2 protein-coding genes are annotated in these 942 nt (G+C 68.6%); both read right to left on the bottom strand.

The window, feature by feature from the left end; translation table 11 throughout:
• Positions 1-687 (bottom strand): ABC transporter permease (locus IE312_RS17140; RefSeq protein ID WP_229899948.1); only part of this gene is annotated, 687 nt, incomplete at its 3' end.
• Positions 684-942: TauD/TfdA dioxygenase family protein (locus IE312_RS40495; RefSeq protein WP_229899946.1), on the bottom strand; the 259-nt coding region annotated here is incomplete at its 5' end. The genes IE312_RS40495 and IE312_RS17140, both read right to left, overlap by 4 nt.

The following is a 942-nucleotide window of genomic DNA, read 5'->3' as shown; positions in this document are numbered from 1 at the left end:
GTACGCGAGGGAGAACCTCAGACCGACCAGGAACCCCGGCAGGGCTCCGGGCACCAGCACGCGCGTCACCAGGCGCCAGGTGCCCGCGCCCGTCGTGCGCGCCATCTCGATCAGCCGCTGGTCGACGGCCCGGATCGCGGCGAACAGGTTGAGGTACATCGGGACACCGGCTCCGAAGGAGATCAGCAGCACCTTCGTGAGCTCGTCGATGCCGAACCACACGATCATCAGCGGGAGCACCGCGAGGAGAGGGATCGTGTTGAGTACCTGTACGAGGCCGTTGAACAGGTACTCGCCGCTGCGCAGCAGCCCGCCGAGCACTCCGGTGACGATGCCCGTCGTCAGACCGATCGCGAGACCGATACCGGCTCGCTGCAGGGAGATGGCCAGGTCGGGCCCGAGGACGCCCTGCTGCCACAGGTCGGCGGCGGACTTCACGATCGAGGTCGGTGCCGGGGCGTAGGTCTTGGACACCACTCCGGCCCGAGCGAGTACCTCCCAGGCGAGGAGGATCACGACGGGAGTCGTGTAGATGCCCAGCGGCCAGCGCAGGCGTTGGCGGAGTGTGCTGAGCGGCGTGCGGCGGCGGGCGTCGCGCGGCAGGAAGACCTCGCGTCGCCGCGCGCTCGTCGTCTCTGTTTCCGGGCTCTCGGTGACGGCGGGCGCCTTGAGACTGAGCTCGGTCATGCCGCCACCACCAGCACGCTGCTGTAGTGCGACGCGTCGCCGACGAGTTGCTCGCTGTGGCGTCCGTCGACACCGACCGGTACGTCTCCGGCGATCGTCACCCGGTTGAGGCGGCGGGGGTGGTCGTCGTAGTTGTCCACTCCGTAGTGCTGGGTGATCCGGTTGTCGAAGATCAGCAGCTGGTGGGGCGCCCAGGTCCAGCGCAGGATGTTCTCCGGGCGGGTCACGTACGACTGGAGGATGCGCAGCAGATCC

It is taken from the genome of Streptomyces capoamus, from assembly GCF_014654935.1.
In the GTDB taxonomy this organism is placed as follows: Bacteria; Actinomycetota; Actinomycetes; order Streptomycetales; family Streptomycetaceae; genus Streptomyces; species Streptomyces capoamus.
Note: the sequence above shows the minus strand (reverse complement) of the source record. Positions and strands in the feature narration are given on the sequence as shown.